This is a genomic window from Methylobacterium sp. E-012 (assembly GCF_057836545.1).
On the sequence record NZ_JBYQEY010000001.1, the window covers coordinates 2,963,169 to 2,990,103 of the forward strand.

A 26,935-nucleotide genomic window follows, 5' to 3' on the forward strand; every position below is an offset into this window, starting at 1 on the left:
GACAGGCCTCAAGGGCCGGCCTTTTCCATGGCGGCATAGCGCGCCGCCAAGGCATCCGGCGTGGCGCCGAGCGGCTCGTGATCTCCACTCGCGACGCCCTCCCGCCAAGCCTCAGGCATCGTCGCGAGGCGATCCTCGTGCGGGCGGAGCAACGCGACACCGGCCGCCACCGCCTCCTCCGGCGAACGGTCGCGCCCCGCCGCGATCAGGCGATCGCGTGAGGCTTCCTGACCGGGATCGCGGATGACGGTTTTCGGCATGGCAGCCTGCACCTACACCCGCATCGGCATCAGCACGTAGAGCGCCGGCGCCCCCTCGCGGTCCTGGATCAGCGTCGGCGAGCCCGGATCGGCGAGCTTGAACAGCGCGGTGTCGCCCTCGAGCTGCGCGGTGATGTCGAGGAGGTACCGCGCATTGAAGCCGATATCGAGGCCGGCCGCCTCGTAGTCGACGTCGAGCTCCTCCGTGGCGCTGCCCGAATCCGGGTTGTTGACCGAGAGCGCCAGGCGCCCCTCGCTGAGCCCGAGCTTCACCGCCCGCCCGCGCTCGGACGAGATCGTCGAGACCCGGTCCACCGCCTTGGCGAAGGCGTCGCGCTCGATGGTCAGACGCTTGTCGTTGTTGGCCGGGATCACCCGCTGGTAATCCGGGAAGGTGCCGTCGATCAGCTTGGAGATCAGGGTCAGGCCGCCCGCGAAGCGCAGGCGGATCTTGGCGGGCGACAGGTCGACCGCCACGGTCTCGCCGCCGTCGTCGAGGAGCTTCTGGATCTCGGCCACCGCCTTGCGGGGCACAATCACGCCCGGCATGCCGACGCTACCCTGCGGGGCCGGGATCTCGACCCGGGCCAGCCGGTGTCCGTCGGTGGCCACCGCGCGCATCACCGGGCCGCCCTCGGTCTCCAGCGTGTGCAGGTAGATGCCGTTCAGATAGTAGCGCGTCTCCTCGGTGGAGATCGCGAACTGCGTCTTGTCGATCAGGCGCTTGAGGTCGGCGCTCGCGATCTCGAAGCCGTGGGGCATCTCGCCGGCGGCGAGATCCGGGAAATCGCCCTCCGGCAGGGCGCCCAGGGCGAAGCGCGAACGTCCGGAGCGGATCGTCATCTGGCCGGATTCGCCGCCGGTCTCCAGGGAGACCTGGGCGCCGTCGGGGAGCTTGCGGACGATGTCGTAGATCACGTGCGCCGGCACGGTGGTGGCGCCCGCATCGGCGACGTCGGCCGGCACGCTCTCGGTGACCTCGATGTCGAGATCGGTCGCCCGCAGCTGCAGGCTCGAACCCTCCGAGCGCAGGAGCACGTTGGAGAGGATCGGGATCGTGTTGCGGCGCTCGACGACCCGGTGCACGTGGCCGAGCGACCTGAGCAGGGCCGCGCGCTCGACAGTGACTCTCATCGCAATACTCGAGTGGTGGGGACGGCGCCGCGGCCGGCATCCGTCGCGGAATATGGCCGTTCAGCTTGGCGAACGGGACCGGGGAACGCAAGGCCGGCGCGGGTGCACCGCACAGCGACCCGAGCGGGTTTCGCACAGGAGCCCCGCGGTTTTGCGCCGGGAACCCGCGCTCGATCATAACCCTGAGCAGGCGCGCGTCGGTCCGCGAACGTGGCCCTTCTCAGGTCCGGCCGCCGGATTCAGGGTTCCCGCGCGCCCCGCCGCGTGCGAAAGCGCCGCGACCGATCCCGATCCGTTTCCGCCGGAACCATGCTGCAGACCGTAGAGACCGCCGACGCGACAGGCGCGGCACCGAGCGCCGGCCGGATCCTGGCCGCGAGCTTCGTCGGCACGGCGATCGAGTTCTTCGATTTCTACATCTATGCCACTGCCGCCGCGCTGGTGATCGGACCGGTCTTCTTCCCGGCCGGGGCGCCGGGCGTGCAGCAGCTCAGCGCCTTCGCGACCTTCGCGATCGCCTTCGTAGCGCGCCCCGTGGGGGCGGCCCTGTTCGGGCATTTCGGCGACCGGGTCGGCCGCAAGGCAACCCTGGTGGCCTCGCTCCTGATCATGGGCCTCTCCACCGTCCTGATCGGCTGCCTGCCGAGCTATGCCGCCGTCGGCTGGTGGGCGCCGGCGGCCCTGTGCGTGCTGCGCTGCGGCCAGGGCATCGGCTTCGGCGGGGAATGGGGCGGGGCGGCGTTGCTCGCCGTGGAGAACGCGCCGCCGGGCCGGCGCGCGTGGTACGGCATCTTCCCCCAGCTCGGCGCGCCAGTGGGCTTCGTCCTGGCCAATCTCGGCTTCCTAGCCCTGAGCTTCGGCCTGTCCTCCGAGAGCTTCCAGGCCTGGGGCTGGCGCCTGCCGTTCCTAGCCTCGGCCGCGCTCGTGGGCGTCGGGCTCTACGTCCGGCTGAAGCTCACCGAGACGCCGGCCTTCAGGGCGGCCCTCAGCCAGGCGCGCCCGGAGCGCGTCCCCTTCGCCACCATGCTGACGCAGCACGGGCGCGCGGTCCTGGTCGGCACCTTCGCGATGGTGGCGGTCTACGCGGTGTTCTACCTCTCCACCGTGTTCGCCCTGGGCTACGGCACCGGCACCCTCGGCTACCCGCGGCCGACCTTCCTGCTGTTCGAATGCATCGCGGTCTGCTTCATGGCCTTGGGCATCGTCGCGTCGGGCGCCGCGGCGGACCGGTTCGGTCGCAGGCCAGTCCTGCTGTCCGGGATGGGTGCGGTGTTCCTGCTGGGCTTCCTCATGGGGCCGATGCTGGGCACGGCCGCCGGGACCGGGTCATGGCCACCGGTCCTCGGCTTCCTGTGCCTCAGCCTCCTGGCCATGGGCTGGGTGTTCGGCCCGATGGGCGCCGTCCTGCCGGAGCTGTTCCCGACCCGGGTCCGCTACACCGGGGCCTCGGTCACCTACAACCTCGCCGGGATCCTGGGGGCTTCCGGGGCGCCCTACATCGCCCAGGAACTCGTCGCCGTCGGGGGAATCGGCTTCGTCGGAGTCTATCTGGCCGCCGCCGCGATCCTCAGCTTCCTCGCGGTCCTGGCCATGCCGGAGACATCCGGCCGCTGAGTGGCGCGGCCCGGCTCAGGGCCGCCCCGGCGCGGCGGGCTCGAAGCGGCCGAGGAACCGGGTCCGCTCCCAGAGCTCGATCGTGCAGCGCCCCACCATGGCGCGGACCTGACGGCGCGCCTGGCCGTCGTCCTCGGCCGCGACGATCTCGGCGGAGGCGACGCGTCCGGCGCGGTCGAGCTTGAACACCCGATAGGCGCGGCTGCGACGGGCGGTATCGGCATTCAATGCGAGCATCGGCTCCTCCATCGCACCGGAGCGTTCCAGCAGAGGGTTAACCGATCGTGAACGGCGCGCGCCCGGCTCGCATCGGCGCGGCCGGGACCATCCGAGGCGTTGGAGGTGGTGGAGGATCGAACGGTGCGGTGCCGTCTGCACCACCCCCACCCCTGATTCCTCCCCGCAAGGGGGAGGGGGAGACGCGCCTCGCACCCGCCGTCACCCCCATCCGGCAGCGCCGCGTGAACATCGGCCGCCATGGGGACCGGATTGGTGCGGGATCGCGTGTCCCGGTGCGATCCGAGCCCTCCAACGGAGGCCTCCCCGGTCCCCGAGGCGGACATCGCCGGGCCCTGAGAAAACCGTCAGCCCTGCTTGTCCAGCGGGCGCCCCAGGAGGCGGGCGAACTCGGCCTCGATCTCCTCGACGGAGAACGGGTTGCCCGAGGTCTTGGCGTCGGGTTTGGGCGCCGACGGTGCCGGCTGCGGCGCGGGTGGCGGCCGGAACACCGGCGGTGCCTTCGGCGGCACTGCGGGCGGGAGCGGGACGGGGGACGGCGGCTGCGGCGGCGGGGGATTCTGCTGGGCAGCCGGAACAGTGGCCGGGAGGACCGGCGGCGCGGGGGTGGCGACGGTCGGCACCGGTTCGGCCGGCGCGACCGGCGGGGCGGACGCCATCGCGGCGGCCAGCGGATCGACAGCGTCCGGCGGGGCGGGAGGGTCCGGTTGCGGCGGGGCGAGGGGCGACGGGGCGAGGGGGGCCGGGGCGAGGGGGGCCGGGGCGAGGGGCGACGGGGCGAGGGGGGCCGGGGCGAGGGGCGACGGGGCAGCCGGCGGCGGGGCAGGCGGCGGCGCCGGGGTGACCGCGGAGGTGGGGCGCGACAGCGCCGCCTGGAGCTGGCGGGCCATATCGGAGAGGACCGCCGGATCGACGGTCCGGCGATCGGATGGAACGGCGAGGCTCGGGGCAGGCCGCGCCGCCGGCTCCGCGGCCAGCACGGCCTCGGGGGGGCGCTCGGAGACCGTGGCCGGCCGCGGATCGACGAGGGGCGGCGCGGTCCGGCTCAGGATCCGGCGCGGGGCGGCGGGCTCCCGGACCGGCGCGGCCGGCGGCGCGGCGACGGGCGGCGCAGGCGACAGGGGCGCGGAGACATCCTGGCCCGGCTCGTCGCCGCCGAGCAGCGCGGGATCCAGGGGCAGGGTCAGGGACGGGCCGGCCGCGGAGCGCGGCACGGGGGGCGGCACGATCACCGGCATCTCGAAGCCCGGATCGAACAGGGGCTCGGCGCGCCGCCCGGCCGTCTCGGGCAGCGCGCGCGGCGGCTCGGGGAGGCGTCCCCCCTGCACCAGCGGGTCCGGCAACGGCTCGTCCAGGGACTCCGTGCCCGCGTCCCCGCGCAGGGACGCCTCCGGCAGCGGGCGCTGGGCGCGCTGGATGTTGCGCTCGACCACGACGTCGTTGGGCCCGCCGACGAGGAGCAGATGCTCGACATTGTCCCGGCGCAGCAAAATCAGCTGACGGGCGCGGTCGAGCTCGTAGACGTCGACGATCCCGAGCCGCGGCTGGCGCCCCCGGCCGCCGCCGCGCCCGGGCAACGCCACGCTGCGACCGGTCAGGCGGCGTACCGTGAAGACGATGGCCGCGAGCGCCGTGAAGATGACGGCGAAGATCACGACATATTGCACGATGGGGGAGCCGTCAGAACCGAACACGGATTGCAGCCATCGCAAGGTTACGCACTCGCACGTTCCGGCCGCCGCAGGTCCGCGCCCGGCAAGGGCTTGTCCATACCACGCCAGGGGGGCTGCAGGGCAAACGACGTTAAGGGCTCGTTAACAGACCTTTTAAATCATCGCTATCAAGACAATACGTCGTGAAATGATGCTTTGGGCCGTCATCTCGCGGTCTCGGCGAAGCGGCATCGGCCGCGCGACGCCCGTCGCGGCGGCGAAGCGTTGCCGAAGCCGCGCGGGCTTCGGAACGGACGGACGGCATGGCTCCCGGCCAGCGGAGGCCGGAGACATCCGCGATACATCGGGCGGGCAGACCCGGGGCGTTCGCCCGCCCCCGCGGGTAGCCGACAGCCTCCCGAGATGCACCGCACCCGCCCGGCCCCTCTCCTCATCCTCCTGGCCGCGAACCTGCCGGCCGCGGCGGCACCGCAGCCTCCGAGCTGGACCACCTACGAGCGCGGCGCGCGGACCGACGGGGCTCCCGCCCGGTGCCTGGCCTACAGGCGCGGCGCCCAGAGGGCCGGCGATGCCCGGTGGTACGTCTTCCAGGTCTACAACGACTGCAACCGACAGGTCCGGGCAGTCTGCGCGATCGCCTATGCGCCGAATTGCGACTACGGCCGGGATGTCGCGATCGCCGCGCGCCTGGACGCGCCGATCGCGCCCTACGGGGAGTCGAGCCCCTTCGGCCATTACGCGCCCGAAGCCGCCCCCGTGCCCGGCTGCTTCTTCGCCCGCTGCGACGAGGCCGATTCCGGTTCCGACCCCGTGGGCGAGGCGGGCTTAACGCGCCGTTAACCATGGGCACGGCAGATTTTGCCGAGCCCGCTCGTTCCGGCGCGGGGCGACGCCAGACCGGAGTCGACCATGGCCCTCACCGACCTGCCCGTGCTCGGCATGCTGCGCACCCGGATGCAATGGGCCCAGGCCCGCCAGGGCCTGATCGCCGAGAACGTGGCCAATGCCGACATGCCGGGCTTCAAGCCGCGCGACCTCGTGGAGCCGCGCTTCGACCGGGCCACGGGGGCCCTGGCCTCCGGCTCGACCACCCTGGCGCTGACCAGCCCGGCCCATCTGGCCCCCGCCGGGCAGGGGGGGGACAGCACCGAATCCAAGCGCGCCAAGGGCTTCGAGATCCGGCCGAGCGGCAACGGCGTCAACCTCGAGGACGAGATGATGAAGGCCGGCGACAACCAGTCGGACTATCAGCTCGCCGCCTCCCTCTACCAGCACAGCCTGACGACCCTGAAGATCGCCATCGGCAAGAGCTGAGCGTCCGCGACGTCGAGCGCCCGGGAGCGGCAGGAGGGGCCTGAACCATGGAATTCAGCAAGTCGATGGCGGTGGCGGCGGCCGGCCTCAAGGCCCAGTCAGGCCGGATGCGGATCATCGCCGAGAACATCGCCAACGCCGATTCCGCGCCGGCCTCGGCCGGGGCGGAGCCCTATCGGCGCAAGATCCCGAGCTTCACCAGCCATCTCGACGACGAGACCGGCGCGCGGCTCGTGGAGGCGGGCCGGGTCCGGCGCGACCCCTCGGCCTTCCGGACCAAGTTCGAGCCCGGCAACCCCGCGGCCAATGCCCGGGGCGAGGTGCAGATGCCCAACGTCAACGCGCTGATCGAGAACATGGACCTGCGCGAGGCCCAGCGCTCCTACGAGGCGAACCTCAACATGGTCACCGCCACGCGCAAGATGCTGTCCCAGACGCTCGGGATCCTGAAGTGATCGGGGAGGACGCGTAGCGATGGCTTCGAGCAACTTCGCCGCGGGCGCCTACGCGGCCGTCCAGGGCCTCGCCGCCGGCCGGCCGGTTCCCAAGGTGCCATCGGCCGCCGAGACCGGCACCGACTTCACGCAGTTCCTGGGGCAGACCCTGGACAGCGTCGGCGATGCCGGGCGCCGGGCCGACGCGCAGGCGGTCTCGGCCGCCGCCGGCAAGGCCAACGTCGTGGACGTGGTCACCGCCGTGGCCGAGAGCGAGACCGCCCTCCAGACCATGGTCGCCGTCCGCGACCGCATGATCTCCGCCTACGAGGAGATCATGCGGATGCAGATCTGATGGGGATCCCAAAGGGCAAGCCCTTTGGCGGGGCATCGGGGCGGAGCCCGGATATGGTCGGGCATAGGCCGACAACAGGGCGCCACCCTGCTCCCGCAAAGGGTCCCGGACCTTTTGAATCCATGACTTTCCTCCGTTCGGACCCGTCGTCACCATGACCGGACTCGCCATCCTCGACGTCGCCCGCGACGGCATCTTCGTGTTCCTGAAGATCGCCGGACCGCTGATGCTGGTCTCGCTCGCGGTGGGCCTCGCGGTCTCGCTGGTCCAGGCCCTGACCCAGATCCAGGAGCAGACCCTGATCTACGTGCCGAAGGTCGTGGCGGTGTTCGCCGCGCTGCTGCTGATGCTGCCCTTCATCGGCGACGCCATGGCTGGCTACATGACCCGCATCGCCGCCCGGATCGCGGCGGGCCAGTGAGGCCCGCTCCGGTCACGACAGGGGCCCAATCGGCGTGTCATAGGGGCGGCGATGAACCTGCTCCTGCCCGGGATCGCCTCGGCATTCCTGATCACCTTCGCGCGCGTCGGCACGCTGATCATGCTGATGCCCGGGATCGGCGAGCAGATGGTGTCGCCGCGCCTGCGGCTGGCCTTCGCGCTGCTCACCACCCTGGTGCTGTTCCCGACCGTGCGCCCGCTGCTCGGCGGCACGGAGGGCCTCGCGGGACCCCGCCTGATCGGTCTCCTGTTCGGGGAGACGATCGTCGGGCTGGTCCTCGGCCTCTCGGTGCGGATGGTGCTGGCGGCCCTTCAGACCGCCGGCATGATCATCTCGGCGCAGCTCGGCCTGTCCTACGCCATGACGGTGGATCCGAGCCAGGGCGGCCAGCAGGTGGCGATCGGCAACTTCCTGTCGCTCCTCGGGATCACGCTGATCTTCGCCACCGACCTGCACCACCTCGCCATCGAGGGCCTGGCCCACAGCTACGTGGTGCTGCCCCCCGACGGGGTTCCGGCCTTCTCGGACGCGCTGATGCTGGCGACCCGGGCGCTCGCCCGCGGCTTCACCCTGGCGATGCAGATCTCCGGGCCGTTCATCGCCTTCGGCATCCTGTTCAACCTTGGGCTCGGCGTGCTGTCGCGGCTGATGCCCCAGCTCCAGGTGTTCTTCCTGGCGGTCCCGGCCTCGGTGCTGGTCGGCACGGTGATCCTGATCGGCTGCCTCGGCGTCATGATGGGCGTCTTTCTGGACGACATGGGGCGGTATCTCGCCGAGTCGGTGGGGCGCTGAGGTAGACGCGGGATGGCCGAGGGCGCGGACGACGAGGACAAGACCGAGGCGCCGTCCCAGCGGCGGCTCGACCAGGCGATCGAGCGCGGCGACGTCGCGAGCAGCACCGAGATCAACACCTTCGCGATCCTGGGGGCCTTCACCCTCGCGCTGATGCTCGCGGCGCCGGGCATCGCCCGGACCCTGCTGCACGGGCTCAAGGCCTATCTGGCGAACGCCCATACCCTCCCGGACGACGCCGCCTCCATGCGGGCGGCGGCGGTGCAGGGCCTCTGGCTGTGGCTCCAGGCGGTGGCCGTGCCGGTGGGTCTCGCCGCCGCCGCAGGCCTCGCCGCCGGCCTCCTGCAGCACCCGCTGGTCTTCAGCCCCGAGACGCTGATGCCGAAATTCGAGCGTCTCTCGCCCATGGCCGGCGTGAAGCGCCTGCTCGGCGTCGAGGCGTGGTTCCAGTTCGGCAAGGGGCTGGCCAAGATCGGCGCCGTGGGCGTGGTCGGCGGCGTCCTCCTGTGGAACGACCGCGACCGGCTGGAGGCGTTCGCCCAGATCGACCCCGCCACGTCCCTGCCGGCGATCCTGTCCCTCAGCCTGCGGCTGCTCGTCGGCATGCTGTGCATGCACCTGGCGATCACGCTGGGCGACGCCCTATACGCGCGGTTCCGCTGGCGCAAGCGCCACCGCATGTCGAAGGAGGAGCTGAAGCAGGAGATGAAGGAGTCGGACGGCAACCCGGAGGTCAAGGGGCGCCTGCGGCAGCTGCGGATGGCCCGGGTGAAGAAGCGGATGATGGCCGCGGTGCCCACCGCCACCGTGGTGGTGACCAACCCGACCCACTTCGCGGTGGCCCTGCGCTACGAGACCGGGATGGCGGCGCCGATCTGCGTCGCCAAGGGCATCGACAGCCTCGCCCTGCGAATCCGCGCGGTGGCGGCCGAGCACGGCGTCGCGGTGATCGAGAACCCGCCGCTCGCCCGCGCGCTGCACGCGACCGTGGAGATCGACCGCGAGATCCCGGCCGAGCACTACCGCGCGGTGGCCGAGGTGATCGGCTTCGTCCTGCGCCTGCGGAAACGGGCGGCCTAGGTAGTGCTGCATTCGCATAAGGGCACGCTACGGAACGAGGCGCACTATCCGTTGCACACCGCGCCCCGGCAGCCGCGTTCGTGGCAGGCCCCGTTAGCATACGCCCGGGATACGGGTCGGCGCCGGTGACACCCACCTCGCGGTCCTTACGGCACGCGATATCCAGGGCAACTCGGGATCAGAACCGATATTCACGCACATTGCGTCCGGTCCGCCCGCGTCCGGCAATCGTGCGGGGCCTGTCGCAAACCGACAGGCAGGCCGCAGCAGAGGCAAGGTCCGTCTTGTTGTTGGGTTTTGTTAACCACCTGAGGTCCGAAGCAGAACTCGAGTAGGCGGTTCTGCAACGGCGGACAGGATCATGGTCGGTCTCCGAAAACGGAGGCGCCATGCAGGCCAGATGGTCAACGCGGGGTAAACGCCACGCGTTTGCGACAGGCCCAGCACGCTTGCCTCGTTACAGAGGCTGCCGAAGGCCAGTTCGTATACCCTGGTCCGTAGGAGGAATCACATCACGGGGCCTGCGCTGGGTGACGTCCCACTCCGAAGCGTCCAGGGCCAGCTCCGAACGCACTCTATCCAAACCGCCACGCATCCTGTAGGGAGGTGATGAAATTCATCACCTGACACTGAGGCGGACGCATGAGCCCCGTACAGTCGAGCTCTATCGCGGTCGGTATGCGCGAGCGCATTCTCGACTCAGCCGATGTACTGGCGCGTCGCTTCGGACCGGCAAAGATGACCATTGCCGACATCGCCCGTGACTTGGCCATGTCGCCGGCCAATGTTTACAAGCATTTCAGCAGCAAGAGTGAAATTCTCGAAGCTATCGGTATTCGAAAAACCGCCGTGGTCCTGAACGAGATTGAGTTGGTCGTCGCGATGGACTCCTCCATTTGGGATCGAATTGAGAAAATCGTGATGCGACTCGATCACTTTCTCGATCGTCAATCCTTGGCACCTGACGCGGCGACTGACGCCGAGTTCATCGTCGGATTGATCGACGTCGAAGTGGCACGGTTTACTAACAAGTGGCGCTTCATCGAAGATTTTCGCGCCTCTATTAAAGAAGCTTTCGTGCGTCTAATTAGGCAAGGCATGCAAGCTGGAGAGATATCAGCTGGTAATTGCGAGGAGACAGGAGCAGCGATTTTCGACTGCTTCACGCATGCTTTTGAGCCCCTCCTCATCGCGCAACGGGAGCGGTCTGAGCGGATCTTCGCGTATCAGCGTCAAATCCGCTTCCTAAGCCGCGTCTCCCGCTAAAAATTTTGCCACGAGGTGATGGGTGATGAAATTCGTTACTTGCGAAAATTTATATCCAGCCGCTGTAGTTCTGGTCGGCTGCGGCCTTCTGGCTGCCGGCTTGGCTGCCTGCCAGCCCAACGGAAATCCGCCTGGCGATCACGGCCAAGGCGGGCCTCCGAACGTATCGGTATTGACGGTTACGCCCCGGTCCGTTGCACGCACAATCACGATTCCGGGCCGCACGGCGGCCACTATGACGGCCGACGTGCGGCCCCAGGTTAGCGGTGTGATCCTGAGGCGCCTTTTTATCGAGGGATCTGACGTCACCGAGGGGCAGCAACTCTATCAAATCGACCCGGCAACCTATCAAGCCGCGCTCGACAGCGCGCGGGGAACACTTGCCCATAACGAGGCGAGCCTCACCACGGCGACGGTCAAGTCTGGCCGTTACAAGTCCCTCGTCGGCATGCGGGCGGTCAGCTCCCAGGATTACGATGACGCCGTCGCGAGTGCGAAAGAGGCGACTGCTGATATTCAAACGGCGCGTGCCAGTGTAGAGCAGGCACGGATCAACCTTGAATACACTAAGGTCCTGGCGCCGATCTCTGGACGTATCGGCCGGTCGACTGTCACGGCGGGCTCGCTTGCCGTGTCCAATCAGACCAGCGCGCTAGCAACTATTACCAAGCTCGATCCAATCTATGTCGACCTGAATCAATCGACGGTGACCCTGCTCCGGCTCCGCCGCGAACTAGCGTCTGGCGAGATCGCTCGCGACTCAGACGGGGGTGCCAAGGTAACCCTACTGCTCGAAGACGGCAGTCTCTATCCTCAAGCCGGCAAGCTCGCCTTCAGTGAAGTCACCGTCGACCAGGGGACCGGCACCGTGCTCGTCCGAGCGGTGTTCCCGAACCCCGATCACCTTCTTCTGCCCGGCATGTACGTGCGGGCGGAAATACAGGAAGGCGTCGACCACCAGGGCATCCTACTGCCGCAGACGGTGGTGTCGCGCAACGCTCACGGTGATCCCACAGTCCTCGTGCTCGGCGATGGCGATACCGCGCAGTTGCGGGCGATCCAGGCCGGGCCGGCTATCGGCACCGATTGGCTGATCACCGGCGGCCTCAAGGCCGGCGACAAGGTCATCGCCGACAATCTGATGAAGGTGCGGCCGGGTGCCCGGGTGCAACCGGCCCCGTCTGCCAGTGCGCCGTTGGATCCGCTCCAGCCTTAATCGAGAGCGTCGCTCCGAGAATCTGATTAGTCGGAAGACATCAATGTCGCATTTTTTCATCGATCGACCGGTCTTCGCCTGGGTCATGGGCCTTGCCGTCATGCTGATCGGCGGACTATCGATTACCCGTTTGCCAATCGCCCAGTATCCGAGCATCGCAGCGCCACAGATCTCGATTTCGGTCACCTACCCTGGTGCCTCCGCCGAGACCGTGGCCGACACCGTCGTGCGGCCAATCCTGCAGCAGATGACTGGGCTCGACGGTCTGCAGTACATCGCCTCCTCGACGCAGGCGAACGGCTCTATGGAGATCGACTGCACCTTCGTGCAGGGGACAGATCCCAACATTGCTCAGGTGCAGGTTCAGAACAAGCTTTCCCTAGCCCAGGCGAGCCTTCCCAGCGAGGTCACGCAGCAGGGGATCCGGGTCGCCAAGGCGACGCGCAACTTCATGCTCATCGTCGGGCTTCGATCCGTCGACGGCAGCATGTCCGGCTACGACATCAATGATTACATCGCTTCTAATCTTCAAGACGCTTTAACGCGAATTCCCGGTGTTGGCGATTTTACTCTTTTCGGCGCCGAGTACGCCATGCGGATATGGCTTGATCCCGACAAGCTCTTCAAGTACGCGCTCACGATCTCCGATGTCACCACGGCGCTGACCGCCCAGAACATCCAAGTCTCTGCGGGCGAACTGGGTGGCCTCCCCGCGCGGGCCGGTCAGCGCCTGAATGCCACGATCATCGGTCCGGCGCGCCTGACCACGGCCGAACAGTTCGGTGCCATTCTGCTGAAGGTCGCGCAGGGTGGGTCGGAGGTACTCCTGCGAGACGTGGCGCGAATTGAAATCGGCGCGCAGAGTTACGCCACTACCTCGTCCTACAACGGCAAACCCGCGGGCGCGCTCGCCTTGAAACTCGCAGCGGGCGCCAACCAGCTCACTACGGAACGCGCTGCGAAGGCAGAACTTGATCGCCTATCTCGCTTCTTCCCGCCCGGCCTAGAACTCGTCTATCCCCTCGACACCGAGCCATTCATCACCCTGTCGATCGAGGAGGTGGTGAAGACGCTGCTTGAAGCAATCGCCCTCGTCTTTGTGGTGATGCTGGTCTTCCTTCAGAACCTTCGCGCCACGCTGATCCCGACAATCGCGGTGCCGGTCGTGCTTCTCGGCACCTTCGGCGTCCTGACAGCATTCGGCTACTCAATCAACACCTTGACCATGCTCGCCATGGTACTTGCCGTCGGCCTACTCGTTGACGATGCCATCGTCGTCGTCGAGAATGTCGAGCGCCTAATGCGGGAGCGTAATCTCTCGCCCCGTGACGCTACCCGCGCGTCGATGGACGAGATCTCCGGCGCCTTGATCGGCATCAGTCTGGTCCTGTCGGCCGTGTTCCTTCCCATGGCGTTCTTCGGTGGGTCTACGGGTGTGATCTACCGGCAGTTTTCTGTCACGATCATCGCGGCGATGCTCCTCTCAGTGGCCGTCGCCTTGGTTCTGACTCCGGCGCTGTGCGCGGCCTTACTGAAGCCTCATGGCGAAACGTCCACTGAAAGGGGACTGGGCGCAGCCTTCAACCGAGGTTTTGACGCGGTCAACGGCCGCTACGCGCGCATCGTCGCTAAGCTCGTGCGCCGCCGCCACCTCGCCTTACTCGGCTTTGCTGCCCTTTCCGCGGCCGCGGCAGCGCTGTTCCTGAAACTGCCATCGGGCTTTTTACCGGAGGAAGACCAGGCGATGTTGTTCGGACAGGTGGCGCTGCCACAGGGCGCGACTGCCGAACAAACCGCCGCCGTCAACGCTCGGGTGGTAGATTATCTGCTCGGCTCCGAGACGAAGAATGTTGATTCCGTGCTCTCTGTGGTGGGCTTCAACTTCTCCGGCCAGGCACAGAATGCCGGCTTCCTGGTGGTCAAGCTGAAGGACTGGTCCGTACGCACGGCACCAGCACAGGCGGCCGCCGCCGTGGCGGGCAGGCTGATGCAGCATTTCGGGTCGGCTCGGGAGGCGATGATCTTTGCTTTCCAGCCGCCTGCGGTAATGGAGCTCGGCAACGCGACAGGGTTCGACCTCCAGCTTGAGGACCGTGGGCAAGTCGGTCGCGCAGCCCTGATCGCGGCACGCAACCAGTTGTTAGGCGCGGCCGCCCGCACGCAAGGCCTCGTCGGTGTGCGACCTAATGGGCTAGAGGACGCGCCGCAATACCGGCTCGAGATCGACCACGCCAAAGCCAACGCCCTCGGTGTCGCGACTGCAGATCTAAACGCGACGATTCAGGGGGCCTTCGGATCGACCTACGTCAATCAGTTCAACCGCTCCGGCCGCGTGAAGCAGGTATACGTGCAGGGAAATGCGGACAGCCGGATGCTGCCCTCAGATCTCGCACGCTGGTATGTGCGCAACAGCTCCGGCGGGATGGTGCCTTTCGACGCCTTTCTATCGGCCAGCTGGACCACGGGCGCGCAGAAGGTCGAGGGTTATAACGGCCTGATTTCCAGCGAAATCCTCGGTATGCCAGCGCCGGGAGTCAGCAGCGGTACTGCGATGGCGGCAATCGAGGCCATCGCGGCGACGCTTCCCCCCGGCATCGGATATGAATGGACAGGGCTGTCTTACGAGCAAGTCCAGTCCGGTTCGCAGACAGCTCCGCTCTATGCCATCTCTTTCGTGGCGGTACTGCTGTGCCTGGCCGCGATTTATGAGAGCTGGCCGGTGCCGCTGGCGGTGCTGCTGGTGGTGCCTCTTGGGGCGCTCGGAGCCATCCTTGCGACGTTGCTGCATGGCCTCGCCAACGACGTCTATTTTCAGGTCGGCTTGCTGACCACCGTGGGTCTGGCGGTCAAGAACGCGATCCTCATCGTCGAGTTCGCGAAGGCGTTCTTCGATTCCGGAACCGCACTGCCCGAAGCTGCTCTGAAAGCCGCACAGGAACGGCTGCGCCCGATCCTGATGACCTCGATCGCCTTCGTCTTCGGGACGCTCCCTCTGGCCTTCGCGACGGGCGCCGGCGCGGCGAGCCGCGTGGCAATCGGCACAGCTGTGGTCGGCGGAATGGTCACCGCAACCTTCCTGGTGATCCTCTTCGTGCCGGTCTTTTTCGTGAGCGTCCTCACCCTCTTCCGCGTCAAACCACGGCGCACGGCCCCGGCTCTCGCCCTTGAAGAGGTTTGAGACATGCGCGCCCTCGTCCCCCTCAGTTGCCTTGCTCTAGCCCTGGCCGGATGTAGCTTGGTCCCAGACTATCAGTCCCCGCTCCTGCCGGTCGCGGCAAACTATCCAGGACGGCTGGCAAAGACGGTCGAGGTGGTCTCGGAGCCGGGCACGCCTCTCGATTGGCGCGACTTCTTTCGCGATCCCACCACGCAGGACTTGATTGCCCTCGGCATTGCCAACAACCGGGATTTGAGGGTCGCAGCTCTCAACGTGCAATCGGCGTTGGCGTCCTACGCCGTAAGTCGCGCAAGCCTTTTTCCAAGTATCGACGCAAAGACATCCTACTTGCAGTCGACAACGCCGGGGGATATCTACGGCTCCACCAGTCCCCAGCGCATACGGGAATACAGCTTCGGTGCCAGCGCCGCCTCCTGGGAACTCGATTTCTTCGGGCGTATCCGCAGTCAGGCCGAACAGTCGCGCCAGACCTTCCTCGCGGATGTAGAGACACGCCGGAGCACCGAGCTGTCTTTGAGCGCGCAGATCGCCTCCGCTTATCTCACCTGGCTTGCCGACCGTGAAGCATTGAGCGTCGCCGAATCCACCGTGCGGGCTCAAACCGAGTCGGTGCGTCTGACCCGCGCGAAGGCCACAACCGGGGCATCGACCGACCTCGAATTGGCCCAGGCGGATATCACTCTGCGCACTGCGCAATCGAGCGTCGCGCAATATACCCGCCAAGTCGGGCAGGATCTGGACCAGATTGTCTTGCTGGTTGGATGTTCTCTCCCGGAGGCCCTCGTGGGACGAATGTCGCACGCGCACGGGCTTGATGCCGGCGCGCGGTTTCCAATTCTGCGGCCCGGCCTGCCCGCCGATCTACTGACCCGCAGGCCAGATATCCGCGCGGCCGAGCACACCTTGATTGGCGCCAATGCCGATATCGGTGCTGCCCGGGCCGCGTTCTTCCCCCAGGTCACGCTGACGGCAAGCGGCGGGACGGCTAGCAGCGGGTTAAAGCGACTTTTTCGGCCCGGCCAGGGCTCATGGTCATTCGAGCCCAACGTGACGGTTCCGATCTTCGACGCTGGGACCAACCTTGCTAATCTCGATATCGCCGAGACGCAGAAACGGATTGAGCAGGCGAACTACGACAAAGCCATTCAATCGGCCTTCCACGACGTATCGGACGCTCTAATTGCACGTTCCAACTATGTGGCACAGGTGAATGCGCAGGAACGCTTGGTTGAATCCTCATCGCGCTACACCGACCTTTCAAAAGCACGCTTCCAGTCGGGAGCCGATACATATCTCAACGTTCTCGTCGCCCAAAGTTCCCTGTTCAGCGCGCGACTGACGCTGATCAGCGATCGTCTCGCTGCAGCTCAAAATATCGTTACGCTTTATAAATCACTGGGCGGCGGGTGGAATTAATTATACTTTATCATTATTATGATAATAATGATTGTCTTAGAAATAAAATGTCTTTAATTGTCAATATCTATAACCATGCCAATAGGCTCAAGACCCTACGCGGCCATACACCTACCGAGTTCATATCGACGGGCTGCGGGTGAAGGACGTCCACTTCCGCTCGCTCACCGAGCAGTTCGACAGCACCACCGCCCACGGCCGCTTCGCCCTGCAGATGCACGGGGCCATGGCCGAGTACTTCCTCGACCTCAACCGCGAGCGCACCATGGAGGGCCTGAAGGCAGCGCTCGCCCGTGGGCGCAAGGGCGGCCGGCCGAGGAAGCTCAAGGTGTTTGATCCCGCGGTGCGGTGATACGGTTGACCACCATGCCGCGCGGGATCGGCCGACCAAGCTGAACCATCCTTGGACCAACGGACAGGTCGAGCGAATGAACCGCACGATCAAGGATGCGACGGTCCAGCGCCACCACTACGACAGCCACGACCAGCTTCGAACGCATCCGCACCTGTTCGTCGATCCCTGCAATCACGCCCGCAGGCTCAAGACCCTGCGGGGCCAGACACCCACCGAGTTCATCCTGAACGCCTGGACGAAAGAGCCTAATCGCTTCAGGATCGACCCGTCACACCTCATCCCGGGACCATACACCTAGGGCATCACCCCGGGAGGTGGCTGCCGGCTTCCGGAAAAAGACGATGCCGATCAATAATCTAGCGCATCGTGCCGGTTCCGGTGTCCGGCCTGATGCGCTAGCCTCCGGTCCAGGCGCGCGACGATCACGGCCGCGGACGCGGGGTACGGAAAGCCACGCTTCGTCCACCTTTTTTCGCGAGGCTGAACTGAAACTTGGCGCGACGCGCGTAGTGCCGCGCCGCCCTTGCCCTGATAGGGCCGGCGGGCCTAACGGGGGACTCGTTCTGGAATGAAGCCGATGGCCGACGTCACTGGACCTCCGGCGCCCGCCGCGGGCCCGCAGAATCCCGGGCTGCCGGTCCCCGGCACGCAGGGTCCGGGTTCGCCGGCGGCTGCGCCGCAGGCGACCGGATCCATCGACCGCTCGGAACAGCCGGGCCGGGTCGGTCTGCTGCTGGTGCTGGCGGGCCTGCTGGTCGGGGCCGCCATCGGCCTGTCGTTCGTGGCGAACGAGCAGGCGCAGTCGCTGATCGTCTGGTTGCTGGCCCTGCTGGCGATGGCGGGGGTGTTCTTCCTGTTCGCCCTGGCGATCGGGGCGCTCCAGCTCAGCGGCAGCGCCGCCCGGGACGACATCACCAAGGGCATCGTCGACGCCTCGCCCGACGGGGCGCTGGTCGTCGAGGATGGCGGCCGGCTGATCTACGCCAACGAGGCCTATCTGCGGATCGCCGGCGGCGACACCTTCTCGAACCTCGTGCCCATGGAGCGCATCCTGGTCGGGCCGCCGGAGGTCTCGGAGGCGGTCTACCGCCTGTCGCAGGCCTCGCGCGACGCTAGGGCCCACACCGAGGAGGTCCGGATGTCGCCGCCGCTGGGCCCGGTCGCCGGCGAGCGCAGCTTCGGATGGTACCGGGTCTCGGTCCGGCCGCTCGCGCGCCCGCGCCGGGCCGCCTCGCTCTGGACGGTGGCCGACATCACCGCCGAGCGCGAGCGGCAGGAGAACGTCTTCCAGGAACTCCAGCACGCGATCGACTACCTGGACCACGCCCCGGCGGGCTTCCTGTCGATCGATCCGGCCGGCGCCATCGTCTACATGAACGCCACCCTGGCGGCCTGGCTCGGCTACGATCTGGCGAGCGTCGGCCACGGCGGCCCCCACCTCACCGAGATCGCCCCGGAGGCGGATGTCCTCGTGCGCGCCGCCGGCCTGCCCGGGGAGGTCCGCACCGACCGCTTCGACCTCGACCTGCGCCGCCGCAACGGCCACACCCTGCCGGTGCGGCTCTACCACCGGATCGCCTTCGGCAAGGACGGCAAGCCCGGATCCTCCCGGACCTTCGTGATCAACCGCTCCGCCGGGGCCGAGACCGACGAGCCGCAGCGCGCCGCCGAGGTGCGCCTCGCCCGGTTCCTCAACAATTCGCCGATCGCCATCGCGACCCTCGACCGGACCGGGCGGATCGCCCGGGCCAACGCCTCGTTCACCCGGCTGTTCGGCACGGTCCCGCGCCAGGCCGAGGACGGCGCGCTCGACGGGGACGGCACGGCCCGGGCCGAGCCCAACGTCGCCGACTCGGTGACCGATCGCACCGCCCTGGAGGCCGGGCTCGCCCGCGCGGCGAGCGGCCGGACCGACCCCGAGCCGATCGAGGTCCAGCTCAACGGTCCGGGCGGCCGCTCGGCGCGGGTCTGGCTCAGCCCGGCCGACGGCGGCGACCCGGGGCAGAAGACCGACGAGGCCGAGCGGGTGATCCTGTACGCCCTCGACACCACGGCCCAGCGCCAGCTGGAGCAGCAGGTCGCCCAGGCCCAGAAGATGAACGCCGTGGGCCAGCTCGCGGGCGGCATCGCCCACGACTTCAACAACGTGCTGCAGGCGATCATCGGCTATTCGGACCTGCTGCTGGCGAGCCACCGGCCGACCGATCCGGCCTTCCAGGACATCATGCAGATCAAGCAGAACGCCAACCGGGCGGCGGGCCTCGTCCGCCAGCTCCTGGCGTTCTCCCGCCGCCAGACCTTGCGGCCGGAGGTGATGAATGTCGGGGAGGCGCTCTCGGAACTGACCCTGCTGCTCAAGCGCCTGCTCGGCGAGCGGGTCGCCCTAGAGTTGAAGCACGGCCGCGAGGTCTGGCCCGTGAAGGCCGACGTCAACCAGTTCGAGCAGGTGATCGTGAATCTCGCGGTCAACGCCCGGGATGCGATGCCGGAGGGCGGCAAGCTGGTGATCCGCACCGAGAACGTCACCGATCCGGGGCCGGCCTCGGCGGTCGAGGGGCGCGGCGGGGCACCGACGGGCGACCACGTGCTGATCGAGGTCCGCGACACCGGCCAGGGCATTCCCCCCGAGCTGATGGAGAAGATCTTCGAGCCGTTCTTCACCACCAAGGAGATCGGCAAGGGTACGGGGCTGGGGCTCTCGACGGTGTTCGGCATCGTCAAGCAATCCGGCGGCACCATCGACGTGCAATCGACGATGGGGGCGGGCACGGCCTTCCGCATCTACCTGCCGCGCCACGTCCCCGTGGCCGAGCCGGAGGAGGTGCCGCCGCCGGCCGCGGCCCTGCCGCGGACCGGACCGTTCACGGCGCCGGAGCAGGGCGGGCGCGGCGACGCCGGCGCGCCCGCCGGCGACCCGTCCGGCAAGCCCGACAAGCCCGCGCCGCGCAAGCCCGCCGCCGACCATACGGGGCAGGGGATCATCCTGCTCGTGGAGGACGAGGATCCGGTGCGGGCGGTCAACAGCCGGGCCCTCTCGGCCCGCGGCTACACGGTGCTGGAGGCGGCCTCGGGCCTGGAAGCCCTGGCGATCGTCCGCGAGGGCGCCCAGCCGATCGACCTAGTGGTCTCCGACGTGGTCATGCCCGAGATGGACGGCCCGACACTCCTGCGGGAGGTGCGCAAGCACCAGCCCGACCTGAAGGTGATCTTCGTCTCCGGCTATGCCGAGGACGCCTTCCGCAAGAACCTGCCGGAGGGCGAGACCTTCAACTTCCTGCCCAAGCCGTTCAGCCTGAAGCAGCTCGTCGAGACCGTGAAGAAGACCATGGCCGATTGAAAGGGAGGGCGCCGGGCCGGGGACGGCCCGGCGCGGTTCGCCGCAGTGGAGAACCGGCGCATCGCCGGCATCGCGGCGCCATCTCCCCCGTTGCGCCCTTGCAAAAATAGAACAAAACGGGCACAAAGACGCGGTGTTGCCGCGCGTTGTGAATGGCGCCCAACCCCTTCATAAGGAGCCCGCCAGATGGCCCAGCCCGCATTGAAAGTGGCCGACATGCCCCCCGTGGACAAGGATAAGGACAAGGACAAGTCCAAGGCGATCGACGCCGCCCTGTCCCAGATCGAGCGCGCCTTCGGCAAGGGCTCGATCATGCGGCTCGGTAAGAACGACAAGGTGCAGGAGGTCGAGACGATCTCCACCGGCTCGCTGGGGCTCGACATCGCGCTCGGCGTCGGCGGCCTTCCCCGCGGACGGGTGGTCGAGATCTACGGACCCGAATCGTCCGGCAAGACGACCCTGGCGCTCCACACCATCGCGGAAGCCCAGAAGAAGGGCGGCGTCTGCGCCTTCATCGACGCGGAGCACGCCCTCGACCCGGTCTATGCCCGCAAGCTCGGCGTCAATCTCGACGACCTGCTGATCTCCCAGCCAGACACCGGCGAGCAAGCCCTCGAGATCACCGACACGCTGGTGCGCTCCGGCGCCATCGACGTGCTGGTGGTCGATTCGGTGGCCGCGCTGACCCCGCGGGCCGAGATCGAGGGCGAGATGGGCGAGAGCCAGCCCGGCCTCCAGGCCCGCCTGATGAGCCAGGCCCTGCGCAAGCTGACCGGTTCGATCTCCCGCTCGAACTGCATGGTGATCTTCATCAACCAGATCCGGATGAAGATCGGCGTGATGTACGGCAGCCCGGAGACCACCACGGGCGGCAACGCCCTGAAGTTCTACGCCTCGGTGCGCCTCGACATTCGCCGCATCTCGACCCTGAAGGACCGCGACGAGGCGATCGGCAACCAAGTCCGCGTCAAGGTGGTGAAGAACAAGGTCGCCCCGCCGTTCAAGCAGGTTGAGTTCGACATCATGTTCGGAGAGGGCGTGTCAAAGGTCGGCGAGCTCATCGACCTCGGTGTGAAGGCCGGGATCGTCGAGAAGTCCGGGGCCTGGTTCTCGTACAACAGCCAGCGCCTCGGCCAGGGGCGCGAAAACTCGAAGGGCTTCCTGCGCGACAACCCAAAGATCGCCGCTGAGATCGAGACCTCGATCCGGCAGAACTCGGGACTCGTCGCCGAGAAGATCCTCGAGAACGCGGCGCCGACGCCGGACGAGCTCGACGAGGGCGAGGCTTAAGCCGCGCCGCCGCCAGTCCGAGAGGATCGCGGCAGAGTTAACAACGCGAACGCTAGGCCGGCCCCGGAGCCTCTCCGGGGCCGTTTGCGTCAGACGCGTCCCGGTCCGCGCGCGCGCCGGTCACCGTGCTGCGCTCGCGATGACGGAGCGCGCGACATCCGGACCGTCACCGACGGCGCAAACGCGAAAGCCCCGCGTCGCCGCGAGGCTTCCACCGATCGCTTCCCGAGAGCCTTCGCGGGCCCAGAATGCATCGGGCCACCCGCGACCCGACCCCGTCCGGATCAGGCGGCTTCGCCGGCCTCAGCAGGGGCAGCCTCGCCCTCGACCAGCTTCCAGGTCTTGGTCTTCGAGAACGGACGGCACTCCTCGATGAACACCGTCTGCCCGACCTTGGCGACATTCGCCTCGTCATGGGCGTGGTAGTTCTTCGAGCGGCGCACGGTCTTCTTCATCACCGGGTGCGTGAAGCGGCGCTCCACCTTCACCACGATGGTCTTCTCGCCCTTGTCGCTGACGACGGTGCCCTGCAGGACGCGCTTCGGCATGATGTTCTCCTAAGCCCTTCGTCAGCTCTTGGCCGCCTGCAGCGTCTTCGAACGCTGCAGGGTGCGGACGCGGGCGATGTCGCGGCGGACCTCACGGACGCGGGCGACGTTCTCGAGCTGGCCGGTGGCCCCCTGGAAGCGCAGGTTGAACTGCTCCTTCTTGAGGTTCAGCAACTCGTCGTTCAGCTGATCCGGCGACAACGCCTTAAGATCAGACACTCTCTGGGTCGACTTCACGATAGCCTCCGTTCAGTCGGCGATGCGTTGGACGACCCGCGTGCGGATCGGGAGCTTCGCGGCACCAAGGCGGAGCGCCTCCTTGGCGATGGCCTCGGCGACGCCGTCGACCTCGAACATGATCCGGCCGGGATGCACCCGGGCGGCCCAATAGTCCGGGGCGCCCTTGCCGGAGCCCATGCGGACCTCGGTCGGCTTCGAGGAGACCGGCACATCCGGGAACACCCGGATCCAGACGCGGCCCTGGCGCTTCATCTCGCGGGTGATCGCGCGGCGGGCCGCCTCGATCTGGCGGGCGGTGACGCGCTCGGGCTCCACCGCCTTCAGGCCGAACTGGCCGAAGTTCAGCTCGAAGCCGCCCTTGGCCGCACCGTGGATGCGGCCCTTGAACTGCTTGCGGAAGCGGGTCTTTTTCGGTTGCAGCATGGCTTCCTACCTTACGCGTGCTCGCGCTCGCGGCGTCCGCGCTCGCGGCCGCCCTCGCCATCGCGCTCACGGCGCCCGCCGGAGCGGCCGCCCTCTTCCTGGGCCTTCTTGTCCTGGGCCATCGGGTCGTGCTCGAGGATCTCGCCCTTGAACACCCACACCTTGATGCCGCAGGTCCCGTAGGTCGTGAACGCCGTGGCGGTCCCGTAATCCACGTCCGCACGCAGGGTGTGCAGCGGGACGCGGCCCTCGCGGTACCATTCCTGGCGGGCGATCTCGGCGCCGCCGAGACGGCCCGAGCAGTTGATCCGGATGCCCTCGGCGCCCAGACGCATCGCCGACTGGACGGCGCGCTTCATGGCCCGTCGGAAGGCGACGCGGCGCTCGAGCTGCTGGGCGATCGAGTCGGCCACCAGGGTGGCGTCGATCTCGGGCTTGCGCACCTCGACGATGTTGATGGTCACGTCCGCCTTGGTCATGGTGCCGACGAGCTTGCGCAGCTTCTCGATGTCCGCGCCCTTCTTGCCGATGACCACGCCCGGACGGCCCGAGTGGATGGTGACGCGGCACTTCCGGTGCGGTCGCTCGATGACGATCTTGGAGACCGCCGCCTGCTTGAGCTGCTTCATGAGGGCGGCGCGGATCGCGACGTCCTCGTGCATGAGCTTCGCGTAGTCGCCCTTGGTGGCGAACCAGCGGGAATCCCAGGTCCGGTTGATACCGAGCCGGAGACCGATCGGATTGACTTTCTGGCCCATCAGATCCTCCTCAGGCCGCTTCGGCCTGGCGGACTTCGCGAACCACGATGGTGAGGTTCGAGAAGGGCTTCAGGATACGCGCGCCGCGGCCGCGGGCGCGGGCGTGAAAGCGCTTGAGAACCAGCGCCTTGCCCACGAAGGCCTGGGAGACGACGAGGTCGTCCACGTCCAGGTCGTGGTTGTTCTCGGCGTTCGCGATGGCGCTCTCTAGGCACTTCTTGACCTCGGTGGAGATCCGCTTGCGCGAGAACTGCAGGTCGGCCAACGCGGTGTCGACCTTCTTGCCGCGGATCATCTGCGCCACGAGGTTGAGCTTCTGCGGGCTGACGCGCAGCATGCGCGCGACCGCCTTGGCCTCGTTCTCGGGGAGCGCGCGGGGGGTGGCTTGCTTGCCCATCTCAGCGCCTCTTCGCCTTCTTGTCGGCCGCGTGGCCCGGGAAGGTGCGGGTCGGCGAGAACTCGCCGAACTTGTGCCCGACCATTTCCTCGGTGACGTAGACCGGGATGTGCTTCTGCCCGTTGTGCACACCGAAGGTGAGCCCGACGAACTGCGGGAGGATCGTGGAGCGGCGGCTCCAGATCTTGATGACCTCGGAGCGCGAGGAGCCCCGCGCCGCCTCGGCCTTCTTGAAGAGGTAGCCGTCGACGAACGGCCCCTTCCAGAGAGAGCGTGCCATAGCGATTACTTCTTGCGGTTGTGGCGGCTGGACAGGATGAACACGTCGGTCCGCTTGTTGGACCGGGTCTTCTTCCCCTTGGTGGGCACGCCCCAGGGCGTGACCGGGTTGCGGCCGCCCGATGTGCGACCCTCGCCGCCGCCGTGCGGGTGATCCACCGGGTTCATGGCCACGCCGCGGTTATGCGGGCGCTTGCCGAGCCACCGGTTGCGCCCGGCCTTGCCGAGCGAGATGTTCATGTGGTCCGGGTTCGAGACCGCGCCCACGCTGGCGAAGCACTGACCGTGGACCAGGCGCTGCTCGCCGGAATTCAGGCGGAGCGTCACGTAGCCCTGGTCGCGGCCCACGATCTGCGCGTAGTTGCCGGCCGAGCGGGCGATCGCGCCGCCCTTGCCGATCTTCAGCTCGATGTTGTGGACGATGGTGCCCACCGGCATCGAGCCGACCGGACCGGCATTGCCCGGCTTGATGTCGACACCCTCGCCGGCCACGACCTTGTCGCCCGGCTGCAGCCGCTGCGGGGCCAGGATGTAGCTCTGCTTCCCGTCGGGGAAGTTGATCAGCGCGATGAACGCCGTGCGGTTCGGATCGTACTCGATCCGCTCCACGGTCGCGGCGACACCGAGCTGCTCGCGACGCTTGAAGTCGACGTTGCGCAGCACGCGCTTGTGGCCACCGCCGCGGAAGCGGACGGTGATCCGGCCCAGGTTGTTCCGGCCGCCGGAGGACGACTTGCCCTCCGTCAGCGCCTTCACCGGCTTGCCCTTGTAGAGCTCACGGCGGTCGACGAGCACGAGCTGGCGCAGGCTCGGCGTGACCGGTTTGAATGTCTTCAAGGCCATCGGCTTGGATCCCTAAAACCCGTCCTCAGAGCCCGGTCGTGACGTCGATCGTGTGGCCCTCGGCCAGGGTCACGATCGCCTTCTTCACGTCGGAGCGCTGTCCGCGGAGTCCGCGGAAAATCTTCTTCTTTCCCTTGGTGACAAGGGTGTTCACGGCCGTGACCTTCACGTCGAACAACTTCTCCACGGCCTCCTTGATCTGAGGCTTGGTCGCCTTGGGGGCGACCCGGAAGACAACCTTGTTCTGCTCGGTCAGGTTCGTCGCCTTCTCGGTGATGACCGGGGAGACGATGATGTCGTAGTGGCGCGGATCGGCACTCATTTGAAACGCTCCTCCAGCGCGTCGACGGCGGCCTTGGTCAGGACGAGCGTGTCGCGGCGCAGGATGTCGTAGACGTTGATACCCTGCACAGGCAGCACGTCGATCTGCGGGATGGCGCGGGCGGCCCGGCCGAAATTCACGTCGACCTCGGCACCACCGATGATCAGCGCGTTGGAGAGGCCCATCTTGCCGAAGCGCTCGACGAGACCCTTGGTCTTGTGATCCTCGATCTTGATGTCGTCGACGACGATCAGGGTCGAGGCCTTGGCCTTGGCCGAGAGGGCGTGACGCAGAGCCAGCGCCCGGACCTTCTTGGGCAGGTCGTGGCTGTGGTCGCGAACGACCGGACCGAAGGCCCGGCCACCGCCGCGGAACTGCGGCGCCGAGGCCGCGCCGTGGCGGGCGTTGCCGGTGCCCTTCTGCTTGTACAGCTTCTTGCGGGTCCGGTTCACAGCCGAGCGGTTCTTCACGGCATGGGTGCCGGCCCGGCGCTTGGCCAGCTGCCAGCGGACCATGCGCTGAAGGAGGTCAGCTCGCGGCTCAAGGCCGAAGATGTCCTCGTTCAGCTCGACCGAACCGGCGCCGGCGCCGTCGAGGGTGGTGATATCGAGCTTCATCAGGCGGTCTCCTCAGCCGCAGGGGCCTCGGGGGCAGTCTGGGCGGACTCGGGGGCAGCGCCGTTCTCACGGAACTTGCCCGGCAGCGGCACGTCGGCGGGGAGCTTGCGCTTCACCGCGTCGCGGATCTGGATCCAGCCGCCGGCGACGCCCGGCACCGCGCCCTCGACCAGGATCAGGCCGCGCTCGGGATCGGTGCGCACCACGCGCAGATTCTGGGTCGTGACCCGCTCGACACCGAGGTGACCCGGCATCTTCTTGTTCTTGAAGGTCTTGCCCGGATCCTGACGGCCGCCGGTCGAACCGATCGACCGGTGCGAGATCGACACGCCGTGGGTGGCGCGCAAGCCGCCGAAGTTCCAGCGCTTGATACCGCCCGCGAAGCCCTTACCGGTGGTGGTGCCGGTGACATCCACGAACTGGCCGGGGATGAAGTGGTCCGCGGTGATCTCCGCACCAACCGGAATCAGCGCGTCCTCGGACACGCGGAACTCGGCGAGCTTCTTCTTCGGCTCGACCTTGGCGACCGCGAAGCGGCCCCGCTCGGCAGCCGAGACATTCTTAACCTTGGCCTTGCCGACGCCGACCTGCAGCGCGACGTAGCCGTTCTTCTCGACGGTGCGGTGGGCAACCACCTGGCATTGATCGATCTTGAGCACGGTGACGGGGACATGTTCCCCCGCGTCCGTAAAGACGCGGGTCATCCCGACCTTCTGTGCGATGACGCCTGAGCGCATAGGTCTCTCCCTCGCGCGATGAAACGGTAAGCTCTAAGTCCCGGCGGGACTCAGAGCTTGATCTCCACGTCCACGCCGGCGGCGAGGTCGAGCTTCATCAGCGCGTCCACGGTCTGCGGCGTCGGATCGACGATATCGAGCACACGCTTGTGCGTGCGCATTTCGAACTGCTCGCGCGACTTCTTGTCGATGTGCGGCGAGCGGTTGACGGTGAACTTCTCGATATGCGTCGGAAGCGGGATCGGGCCCCGGATGGTCGCGCCGGTACGCCGGGCCGTGGAGACGATCTCCTTGGTCGACGCATCGAGGATGCGGTGATCGAACGCCTTCAGGCGGATGCGGATGTTCTGACCGTTCATGTTCCTGGAACCTTGAGAG

General features: G+C 67.5%; 29 protein-coding genes and 3 pseudogenes. 17 read left to right on the forward strand and 15 right to left on the reverse strand.

The annotated features are described in order from the left end of the window. Positions 1-8: 8 nt before the first annotated feature. Both AC3IF1_RS14335 and dnaN read right to left on the reverse strand, forming a co-directional pair. Positions 9-260 (reverse strand): type II toxin-antitoxin system ParD family antitoxin, encoded by a 252-nt coding sequence (locus AC3IF1_RS14335; RefSeq protein WP_489218143.1) that lies wholly within the window; start codon positions 258-260, stop codon positions 9-11. Positions 261-272: 12 nt separating this feature from the next. Then, on the reverse strand, positions 273-1,394 hold the full coding sequence (gene dnaN / locus AC3IF1_RS14340) for a DNA polymerase III subunit beta (protein ID WP_243968153.1): 1,122 nt from the start codon (positions 1,392-1,394) through the stop codon (positions 273-275). A gap of 309 nt (positions 1,395-1,703) precedes the next feature. Between dnaN and AC3IF1_RS14345 the strand changes: the two genes are divergently transcribed. Further along, positions 1,704-3,008 (forward strand): MFS transporter, encoded by a 1,305-nt coding sequence (locus AC3IF1_RS14345; protein ID WP_489218144.1) that lies wholly within the window; start codon positions 1,704-1,706, stop codon positions 3,006-3,008. A 15-nt stretch (positions 3,009-3,023) separates the two neighbouring features. On the opposite strand, the gene AC3IF1_RS14350 is transcribed toward AC3IF1_RS14345, so the two are convergent. Both AC3IF1_RS14350 and AC3IF1_RS14355 read right to left on the reverse strand, forming a co-directional pair. Next, positions 3,024-3,245 carry a hypothetical protein gene (locus AC3IF1_RS14350; protein WP_489218146.1) on the reverse strand — a complete coding sequence of 74 codons (222 nt, stop codon included), beginning with the start codon at positions 3,243-3,245 and terminating at the stop codon, positions 3,024-3,026. A gap of 347 nt (positions 3,246-3,592) precedes the next feature. Next, positions 3,593-4,939: a hypothetical protein gene (locus tag AC3IF1_RS14355; RefSeq protein WP_489218147.1), complete on the reverse strand. Its 1,347-nt coding sequence runs from the start codon at positions 4,937-4,939 to the stop codon at positions 3,593-3,595. A 381-nt stretch (positions 4,940-5,320) separates the two neighbouring features. Here AC3IF1_RS14355 and AC3IF1_RS14360 point away from each other — a divergent pair, with 381 nt between their 5' ends. The 16 genes and pseudogenes from AC3IF1_RS14360 to recA all read left to right on the forward strand — a co-directional run bounded on the left by AC3IF1_RS14360 (position 5,321) and on the right by recA (position 21,393). Next, positions 5,321-5,758, forward strand: coding sequence for a hypothetical protein (locus AC3IF1_RS14360; RefSeq protein WP_489218148.1), 438 nt, complete (start codon positions 5,321-5,323; stop codon positions 5,756-5,758). A gap of 69 nt (positions 5,759-5,827) precedes the next feature. Then, positions 5,828-6,232, forward strand: coding sequence for a flagellar basal body rod protein FlgB (gene flgB / locus AC3IF1_RS14365; protein WP_489218150.1), 405 nt, complete (start codon positions 5,828-5,830; stop codon positions 6,230-6,232). Positions 6,233-6,279: 47 nt separating this feature from the next. Further along, entirely contained in the window at positions 6,280-6,687 is a 408-nt protein-coding gene (gene flgC / locus AC3IF1_RS14370; RefSeq protein WP_243967316.1) for a flagellar basal body rod protein FlgC, read from the forward strand. 19 nt (positions 6,688-6,706) lie between these two features. Beyond that, on the forward strand, positions 6,707-7,021 hold the full coding sequence (gene fliE, locus AC3IF1_RS14375; protein WP_243967315.1) for a flagellar hook-basal body complex protein FliE: 315 nt from the start codon (positions 6,707-6,709) through the stop codon (positions 7,019-7,021). A gap of 154 nt (positions 7,022-7,175) precedes the next feature. Continuing rightward, a complete protein-coding gene (fliQ, locus tag AC3IF1_RS14380) occupies positions 7,176-7,442 on the forward strand; it encodes a flagellar biosynthesis protein FliQ (protein WP_243967314.1) in 267 nt (88 codons plus the stop codon). A 51-nt stretch (positions 7,443-7,493) separates the two neighbouring features. Continuing rightward, positions 7,494-8,255 carry a flagellar biosynthetic protein FliR gene (gene fliR / locus AC3IF1_RS14385; RefSeq protein ID WP_243967313.1) on the forward strand — a complete coding sequence of 254 codons (762 nt, stop codon included), beginning with the start codon at positions 7,494-7,496 and terminating at the stop codon, positions 8,253-8,255. 12 nt (positions 8,256-8,267) lie between these two features. Continuing rightward, positions 8,268-9,335 carry a flagellar biosynthesis protein FlhB gene (gene flhB, locus AC3IF1_RS14390; protein WP_243967312.1) on the forward strand — a complete coding sequence of 356 codons (1,068 nt, stop codon included), beginning with the start codon at positions 8,268-8,270 and terminating at the stop codon, positions 9,333-9,335. 642 nt (positions 9,336-9,977) lie between these two features. Continuing rightward, positions 9,978-10,601: a TetR/AcrR family transcriptional regulator gene (locus AC3IF1_RS14395; RefSeq protein WP_489218152.1), complete on the forward strand. Its 624-nt coding sequence runs from the start codon at positions 9,978-9,980 to the stop codon at positions 10,599-10,601. A 100-nt stretch (positions 10,602-10,701) separates the two neighbouring features. Next, on the forward strand, positions 10,702-11,817 hold the full coding sequence (locus tag AC3IF1_RS14400; protein WP_489220391.1) for an efflux RND transporter periplasmic adaptor subunit: 1,116 nt from the start codon (positions 10,702-10,704) through the stop codon (positions 11,815-11,817). 43 nt (positions 11,818-11,860) lie between these two features. Beyond that, positions 11,861-14,995 (forward strand): efflux RND transporter permease subunit, encoded by a 3,135-nt coding sequence (locus tag AC3IF1_RS14405; protein ID WP_489218153.1) that lies wholly within the window; start codon positions 11,861-11,863, stop codon positions 14,993-14,995. 3 nt (positions 14,996-14,998) lie between these two features. Beyond that, a complete protein-coding gene (locus AC3IF1_RS14410) occupies positions 14,999-16,411 on the forward strand; it encodes an efflux transporter outer membrane subunit (protein ID WP_489218154.1) in 1,413 nt (470 codons plus the stop codon). 11 nt (positions 16,412-16,422) lie between these two features. After that, positions 16,423-16,536: pseudogene (locus tag AC3IF1_RS14415) on the forward strand (IS481 family transposase); the annotation flags it as partial. After that, positions 16,536-16,748 (forward strand): annotated as a pseudogene (locus tag AC3IF1_RS14420) (recombinase family protein); the annotation flags it as partial. The pseudogenes AC3IF1_RS14415 and AC3IF1_RS14420, both read left to right, overlap by 1 nt. A 43-nt stretch (positions 16,749-16,791) precedes the next feature. Continuing rightward, positions 16,792-17,064: pseudogene (locus AC3IF1_RS14425) on the forward strand (integrase core domain-containing protein); the annotation flags it as partial. 279 nt (positions 17,065-17,343) lie between these two features. After that, on the forward strand, positions 17,344-20,103 hold the full coding sequence (cckA, locus tag AC3IF1_RS14430; RefSeq protein WP_489218155.1) for a cell cycle histidine kinase CckA: 2,760 nt from the start codon (positions 17,344-17,346) through the stop codon (positions 20,101-20,103). Positions 20,104-20,319: 216 nt separating this feature from the next. Continuing rightward, positions 20,320-21,393, forward strand: a complete 1,074-nt coding sequence (gene recA / locus AC3IF1_RS14435) for a recombinase RecA (RefSeq protein ID WP_409564788.1) — start codon at positions 20,320-20,322, stop codon at positions 21,391-21,393. A 284-nt stretch (positions 21,394-21,677) separates the two neighbouring features. Here the strand turns inward: recA and rpsQ are convergent, their stop codons facing one another. The 11 genes from rpsQ to rpsJ are packed head-to-tail and all read right to left on the reverse strand — an operon-like array spanning position 21,678 to position 26,916. After that, the gene (gene rpsQ / locus AC3IF1_RS14440) at positions 21,678-21,941 is read right to left on the reverse strand and encodes a 30S ribosomal protein S17 (RefSeq protein ID WP_489218156.1); all 264 of its coding nucleotides are present in this window, start codon (positions 21,939-21,941) and stop codon (positions 21,678-21,680) included. A gap of 21 nt (positions 21,942-21,962) precedes the next feature. Continuing rightward, on the reverse strand, positions 21,963-22,178 hold the full coding sequence (gene rpmC, locus AC3IF1_RS14445; protein ID WP_243971952.1) for a 50S ribosomal protein L29: 216 nt from the start codon (positions 22,176-22,178) through the stop codon (positions 21,963-21,965). 12 nt (positions 22,179-22,190) lie between these two features. Beyond that, positions 22,191-22,604: a 50S ribosomal protein L16 gene (rplP, locus tag AC3IF1_RS14450; protein ID WP_091719330.1), complete on the reverse strand. Its 414-nt coding sequence runs from the start codon at positions 22,602-22,604 to the stop codon at positions 22,191-22,193. A gap of 11 nt (positions 22,605-22,615) precedes the next feature. Next, complete coding sequence (gene rpsC / locus AC3IF1_RS14455; RefSeq protein WP_243967303.1) at positions 22,616-23,362, reverse strand: 30S ribosomal protein S3; 747 nt, start codon at positions 23,360-23,362, stop codon at positions 22,616-22,618. A 10-nt stretch (positions 23,363-23,372) separates the two neighbouring features. Beyond that, the gene (rplV, locus tag AC3IF1_RS14460) at positions 23,373-23,759 is read right to left on the reverse strand and encodes a 50S ribosomal protein L22 (RefSeq protein WP_058194329.1); all 387 of its coding nucleotides are present in this window, start codon (positions 23,757-23,759) and stop codon (positions 23,373-23,375) included. A gap of 1 nt (position 23,760) precedes the next feature. Then, positions 23,761-24,039 carry a 30S ribosomal protein S19 gene (rpsS, locus tag AC3IF1_RS14465; RefSeq protein ID WP_012319190.1) on the reverse strand — a complete coding sequence of 93 codons (279 nt, stop codon included), beginning with the start codon at positions 24,037-24,039 and terminating at the stop codon, positions 23,761-23,763. Between the two features lie 5 nt (positions 24,040-24,044). After that, positions 24,045-24,881, reverse strand: coding sequence for a 50S ribosomal protein L2 (gene rplB / locus AC3IF1_RS14470; protein ID WP_489218158.1), 837 nt, complete (start codon positions 24,879-24,881; stop codon positions 24,045-24,047). Between the two features lie 25 nt (positions 24,882-24,906). Beyond that, positions 24,907-25,203 (reverse strand): 50S ribosomal protein L23, encoded by a 297-nt coding sequence (locus AC3IF1_RS14475; RefSeq protein ID WP_243950844.1) that lies wholly within the window; start codon positions 25,201-25,203, stop codon positions 24,907-24,909. Continuing rightward, positions 25,200-25,820 carry a 50S ribosomal protein L4 gene (gene rplD / locus AC3IF1_RS14480; RefSeq protein WP_489218159.1) on the reverse strand — a complete coding sequence of 207 codons (621 nt, stop codon included), beginning with the start codon at positions 25,818-25,820 and terminating at the stop codon, positions 25,200-25,202. The genes AC3IF1_RS14475 and rplD overlap by 4 nt, the downstream gene beginning before the upstream one ends. Next, positions 25,820-26,557 carry a 50S ribosomal protein L3 gene (gene rplC / locus AC3IF1_RS14485; RefSeq protein ID WP_489218160.1) on the reverse strand — a complete coding sequence of 246 codons (738 nt, stop codon included), beginning with the start codon at positions 26,555-26,557 and terminating at the stop codon, positions 25,820-25,822. Before rplC ends, rplD begins: the two co-directional genes overlap by 1 nt. A 50-nt stretch (positions 26,558-26,607) precedes the next feature. Beyond that, positions 26,608-26,916: a 30S ribosomal protein S10 gene (gene rpsJ / locus AC3IF1_RS14490; RefSeq protein ID WP_043351245.1), complete on the reverse strand. Its 309-nt coding sequence runs from the start codon at positions 26,914-26,916 to the stop codon at positions 26,608-26,610. Positions 26,917-26,935 lie beyond the last annotated feature (19 nt).

Coding starts and splice junctions, on each gene's coding strand:
- AC3IF1_RS14335 (WP_489218143.1), bottom strand. CDS start 260: ATGCCGAAAACCGTCATCCGCGATCCCGGTCAGGAAGCCTCACGCGAT.
- dnaN (WP_243968153.1), bottom strand. CDS start 1,394: ATGAGAGTCACTGTCGAGCGCGCGGCCCTGCTCAGGTCGCTCGGCCAC.
- AC3IF1_RS14345 (WP_489218144.1), top strand. CDS start 1,704: ATGCTGCAGACCGTAGAGACCGCCGACGCGACAGGCGCGGCACCGAGC.
- AC3IF1_RS14350 (WP_489218146.1), bottom strand. CDS start 3,245: ATGCTCGCATTGAATGCCGATACCGCCCGTCGCAGCCGCGCCTATCGG.
- AC3IF1_RS14360 (WP_489218148.1), top strand. CDS start 5,321: ATGCACCGCACCCGCCCGGCCCCTCTCCTCATCCTCCTGGCCGCGAAC.
- flgB (WP_489218150.1), top strand. CDS start 5,828: ATGGCCCTCACCGACCTGCCCGTGCTCGGCATGCTGCGCACCCGGATG.
- flgC (WP_243967316.1), top strand. CDS start 6,280: ATGGAATTCAGCAAGTCGATGGCGGTGGCGGCGGCCGGCCTCAAGGCC.
- fliE (WP_243967315.1), top strand. CDS start 6,707: ATGGCTTCGAGCAACTTCGCCGCGGGCGCCTACGCGGCCGTCCAGGGC.
- fliQ (WP_243967314.1), top strand. CDS start 7,176: ATGACCGGACTCGCCATCCTCGACGTCGCCCGCGACGGCATCTTCGTG.
- fliR (WP_243967313.1), top strand. CDS start 7,494: ATGAACCTGCTCCTGCCCGGGATCGCCTCGGCATTCCTGATCACCTTC.
- flhB (WP_243967312.1), top strand. CDS start 8,268: ATGGCCGAGGGCGCGGACGACGAGGACAAGACCGAGGCGCCGTCCCAG.
- AC3IF1_RS14395 (WP_489218152.1), top strand. CDS start 9,978: ATGAGCCCCGTACAGTCGAGCTCTATCGCGGTCGGTATGCGCGAGCGC.
- AC3IF1_RS14405 (WP_489218153.1), top strand. CDS start 11,861: ATGTCGCATTTTTTCATCGATCGACCGGTCTTCGCCTGGGTCATGGGC.
- AC3IF1_RS14410 (WP_489218154.1), top strand. CDS start 14,999: ATGCGCGCCCTCGTCCCCCTCAGTTGCCTTGCTCTAGCCCTGGCCGGA.
- cckA (WP_489218155.1), top strand. CDS start 17,344: ATGGCCGACGTCACTGGACCTCCGGCGCCCGCCGCGGGCCCGCAGAAT.
- recA (WP_409564788.1), top strand. CDS start 20,320: ATGCCCCCCGTGGACAAGGATAAGGACAAGGACAAGTCCAAGGCGATC.
- rpsQ (WP_489218156.1), bottom strand. CDS start 21,941: ATGCCGAAGCGCGTCCTGCAGGGCACCGTCGTCAGCGACAAGGGCGAG.
- rplP (WP_091719330.1), bottom strand. CDS start 22,604: ATGCTGCAACCGAAAAAGACCCGCTTCCGCAAGCAGTTCAAGGGCCGC.
- rpsC (WP_243967303.1), bottom strand. CDS start 23,362: ATGGGCCAGAAAGTCAATCCGATCGGTCTCCGGCTCGGTATCAACCGG.
- rplV (WP_058194329.1), bottom strand. CDS start 23,759: ATGGGCAAGCAAGCCACCCCCCGCGCGCTCCCCGAGAACGAGGCCAAG.
- rpsS (WP_012319190.1), bottom strand. CDS start 24,039: ATGGCACGCTCTCTCTGGAAGGGGCCGTTCGTCGACGGCTACCTCTTC.
- rplB (WP_489218158.1), bottom strand. CDS start 24,881: ATGGCCTTGAAGACATTCAAACCGGTCACGCCGAGCCTGCGCCAGCTC.
- AC3IF1_RS14475 (WP_243950844.1), bottom strand. CDS start 25,203: ATGAGTGCCGATCCGCGCCACTACGACATCATCGTCTCCCCGGTCATC.
- rplD (WP_489218159.1), bottom strand. CDS start 25,820: ATGAAGCTCGATATCACCACCCTCGACGGCGCCGGCGCCGGTTCGGTC.
- rplC (WP_489218160.1), bottom strand. CDS start 26,557: ATGCGCTCAGGCGTCATCGCACAGAAGGTCGGGATGACCCGCGTCTTT.
- rpsJ (WP_043351245.1), bottom strand. CDS start 26,916: ATGAACGGTCAGAACATCCGCATCCGCCTGAAGGCGTTCGATCACCGC.